The 3369-nt window shown below is 40.1% G+C and carries 5 protein-coding genes and 1 pseudogene; 3 read left to right on the plus strand and 3 right to left on the minus strand.

All coding sequences use genetic code 11. From position 1 onward, the window contains the following. Positions 1-109: pseudogene (locus FTV41_RS13980) on the minus strand (mobilization protein); the annotation flags it as partial. 209 nt (positions 110-318) lie between these two features. On the opposite strand from FTV41_RS13980, the gene FTV41_RS13985 reads away from it, so the two are divergent. Genes FTV41_RS13985 through trbL form a run of 3 tightly spaced genes read left to right on the plus strand, consistent with a single transcriptional unit; the run spans position 319 to position 2319 of the window. Next, positions 319-600, plus strand: coding sequence for a mobilization protein (locus FTV41_RS13985; protein WP_179996709.1), 282 nt, complete (start codon positions 319-321; stop codon positions 598-600). 3 nt (positions 601-603) lie between these two features. Beyond that, positions 604-1392 (plus strand): ANT(3'')-II family aminoglycoside nucleotidyltransferase, encoded by a 789-nt coding sequence (locus tag FTV41_RS13990; RefSeq protein WP_005071978.1) that lies wholly within the window; start codon positions 604-606, stop codon positions 1390-1392. Positions 1393-1413: 21 nt separating this feature from the next. After that, entirely contained in the window at positions 1414-2319 is a 906-nt protein-coding gene (gene trbL / locus FTV41_RS13995; RefSeq protein ID WP_257221981.1) for a P-type conjugative transfer protein TrbL, read from the plus strand. A gap of 21 nt (positions 2320-2340) precedes the next feature. Here trbL and FTV41_RS14000 read toward each other — a convergent pair whose 3' ends face one another. Together FTV41_RS14000 and repM are read right to left on the minus strand one after the other, a co-directional pair. Beyond that, positions 2341-2574 carry a hypothetical protein gene (locus tag FTV41_RS14000; RefSeq protein ID WP_065996352.1) on the minus strand — a complete coding sequence of 78 codons (234 nt, stop codon included), beginning with the start codon at positions 2572-2574 and terminating at the stop codon, positions 2341-2343. Positions 2575-2589: 15 nt separating this feature from the next. Further along, on the minus strand, positions 2590-3369 hold a 780-nt coding region (gene repM / locus FTV41_RS14005; RefSeq protein WP_179996710.1), incomplete at its 5' end, for a replication initiation protein RepM.

A 3369-nucleotide genomic window follows, 5' to 3' on the forward strand; every position in this document is an offset into this window, starting at 1 on the left:
CTGTGCGTTCATCTTCTAGTTTTTCACCTGCGCGATAGGCACTTGATGCAACCGCAGTTCGTCCTGAACTTCGGTTAACCGTTTTAGTGGAACAATGATAGATTGCCATGCAGTCGCCTTGAGATGCTTTTGCTTTTAAAAAATTGCGTAGCAGTTTTTTGGGGTTAAGGGGTATCCCCTTACGCAAACTTTGACTTGGATGAAATCCAAGTCGTAAGTGCGCATTTCATGAAAAACACGATAGCATATAGCCCGCTTGAATTTCAATTCATAGGGTTTTATGCTTGAGTGGTTTTCTATATCCCGAAATTAACCGTTATGACAAAATCTGCTGAAAATATCGAAAAGAAAATTGAAGCCCAATTAGAAAAGTTGAAACAGTTAAAAGCTCAAAAACAAGCTGCTGTAGCTCGTGAACGTTCTAAGCAAAAAGAGTTAGAACGAAAGAATGATACAAGACGTAAGATTTTAATCGGCTCTTGTATGTTAAAAATCGTCGAAAATGACACTGTTGCTCATGAAAAGTTAATGGCTCAACTCGATAAATACTTAACCGAAAATCGAGATAGAGAATTATTTAATCTTCCATTAAAGGAGTGAGTGATGCCTGATTTAATTCAGTTAGAATATCTACAAGAAAAATTACAGCAGCTTTTAGCGGAATCATTATTTGCAATTTATCTTTATGGTTCAGCTGTTGACGGTGGTTTAGGGCCAGAAAGTGATCTTGATGTACTGGTCGTGGTCACTCAACCATTAACTTCTGCTTTACGTGAGCAGCTTGCACAAGAATTACTAAAAATTTCACAGCCTGTTGGGGAATTACAAAGGCCATTAGAAGTTACTATTTTATTAAAAGATGAGATTCAGTCTGGAATTTATCCTTTAAGTTATGAAATGCAATTTGGTGAATGGCTGCGTGAAGAGCTTAAAGAAGGTGGAATATTGAGCTCACAGAAAGACCCAGATATTAGTATATTGCTTAGAAAAGCGAGATCTCATCATACAGTTTTATTTGGGCCAGCTTTAAACCAATGGGCACCTGAAATTTCTGATCAAGAACTATGGCAAGCAATGTCTGACACTTATCCCGAAATTGTAGCGCATTGGGATGAGGATGCAGATGAAAGAAACCAGATTTTAGCTTTATGCCGGATCTATTTTAGTTTAGTGATGAAGGATATTGCTTCAAAAGACAATGCTGCACGATGGGTTATGTCTCAGCTTTCTGATGAGCAGAAATTCGTATTGCAGCGACTTATACAGGAATATAGAGGGGAAATCGGCAAACAAAATTGGCAAGAGGAGCATTATGCTTTGCAGCCTATTGTCAATTTTTTGAGTTCAAAAATTGAAGAGCAGTTTGAGCAGAAAAGAAATCTGATCACATAATAATTTTTTGATTCTGGCTTTATGTCATGGCTTTTGATGAACTCAGCAACGTTCGCTGAAGCGATTGTAAATAGCTTCAGGCAGGCTGCATCTACCGCCAGTGGCTACAGTCTGCTTACACCCTCAGATTTTTTTGTGAACGGCTGGAAGATCGTCCAAGAGATTTTAAACTCGGTAAGTGCTTGGTCGCCTATTGATTCATTGGGGATGCTGATTGCTTCAATCATTATCATGATTGCATTTGCCTTGATTTGTGCGTTCTTGGTTTTGGCGTTGGTTGAAATGTATATCGTGGTGTCAGCTAGTGTCTTAATGATGGGGTTTGCAGGTTCGCAATGGACGAAAGACTATGCCTTGAAAACTATTCAATATGCTGTTTCAGTCGGTGCAAAAATATTTATCTTACAATTGATTGCAGGTCTTGGACTTACTTTTATCCAAGAGTGGGCTACGGGCTTTAATGTTGAAGACAATGTAAGTTTGGTCGGTATGATTGGCTGTAGTGTGGTACTGCTGGCATTAACCAAAATTGTGCCTGATATGCTCCAAGGTGTGATTAACGGTTCATCTATTGGAAGTGGTGCTGCTTTAACTTCTGCCCTACGTGCTGTGGCTGCTGCGACAACTGGCGCTGCTGCTGGTGCAGCTGGTGCGTCTATGGCTACAAAAGGCGCTGGAGCGTTGGCAAGTGAACAGCTTAAAACGGCTCAAGCAACTGGCACAGGCCCATCGAGTGCAATGGGTAAAGCTGGTTTTATGGCTGGTAATATGGCCATGAATATGAGTTCTGCTTTAAAAAGTGACCTTGGTAGTCGTTTAAGTGGTTCTACGACTGGTGGACGTATGGCTGGCTCGATGATGAATAAAGCAAACGAGCTACGGTCAAAACGATCTAAAAGCAATCAGGATGAAAACACTATCTCATAGGGCGAGACAGATTTTTTCTGATTATTCGCATTTGTTTAGTTGTTGTTTTATACGCTCAATCCTTGTAATAAGACCATCCACACAACTTTGATGACGTTCATAAAGTGGGTGGTCTTTATTCTGCCAGTTATCCAATATTTCTTTGGCTTCGATGTACTCTTGTTCTAGTTTGTATAGTTGACCTTTCAGTCCAAAATTATCTTTATTCCAGATAGCTAATAGCTCGGTTTCACTTAGTTTTGATAAATCAGTCATTAGTAATACTCCCATTTAACCTTTAAAATCTGTTTCTGTTCGCAATGCCTTGAATATGCGTTTTGCCGTTTCTTCTCGCACACTGGACGGGTCACGTAAAATATTGGCAATCCATATTGCAAATGCTTGATAGTCCTTATTCCCTGCTAGGTCGCTGATACTGTGGACTTTAGACAATACTGAGCTATAAGTATTTATCTGACTGTCTGACAAGTTGCAGAACATATCAACCGTGCTTGGATCTCGTTCATGGTTGATTGTTTTAGGCTTGGATTTCTGTTTAAAGCTGAATGAAAACCCAATGATTGAACGTCCTCGCTTATGTTGCTCGTATTCTGCCTTAATGTCGGTATGGTCGTTAATTTGTTGAATAGCAGGCTCTAATACTCGTCTTTTAAACGATTCCATCCGTTGATGCTCTGTGTCCAATACACCAAGTCTTGACCTCAATTCCTTAGTTTCAAGCATTGATACTTTCCCAGTGCTACGCCATGCAATTAGTAGTTCATATAAACGTATGGCATAGGCACTCGTTAGGCTACTTACCTGCTCCAGTTCATAACTGGTGAAATGCTTCTCTAGGTTGGTGATCAGTGGCACAACATCATCTGAAAACCTGATACGGACAAGGGCTTCATTTTCAACATAGGACACACGCTGTACCCATCGGCTCATAACATTCTCAAGATTGCCTTTAGCCGTTAATTTTTGGTAACTAAAGCGACGCTCAAACAAGTTTTTGCAAGCATCCTTTAAGACTTTGTAGGCGGTGTTTCTATGGACATTGACATGGTT

It is taken from the genome of Acinetobacter sp. YH16051, assembly GCF_013417135.1.
Lineage (GTDB): Bacteria > Pseudomonadota > Gammaproteobacteria > Pseudomonadales > Moraxellaceae > Acinetobacter > Acinetobacter towneri.

What these genes read in the sequence shown, in the direction of transcription:
- trbL (WP_257221981.1), top strand. Translation starts at nt 1,414, where the DNA reads ATGTCATGGCTTTTGATGAACTCAGCAACGTTCGCTGAAGCGATTGTA.
- FTV41_RS14000 (WP_065996352.1), bottom strand. Translation starts at nt 2,574, where the DNA reads ATGACTGATTTATCAAAACTAAGTGAAACCGAGCTATTAGCTATCTGG.
- FTV41_RS13990 (WP_005071978.1), top strand. Translation starts at nt 604, where the DNA reads ATGCCTGATTTAATTCAGTTAGAATATCTACAAGAAAAATTACAGCAG.
- FTV41_RS13985 (WP_179996709.1), top strand. Translation starts at nt 319, where the DNA reads ATGACAAAATCTGCTGAAAATATCGAAAAGAAAATTGAAGCCCAATTA.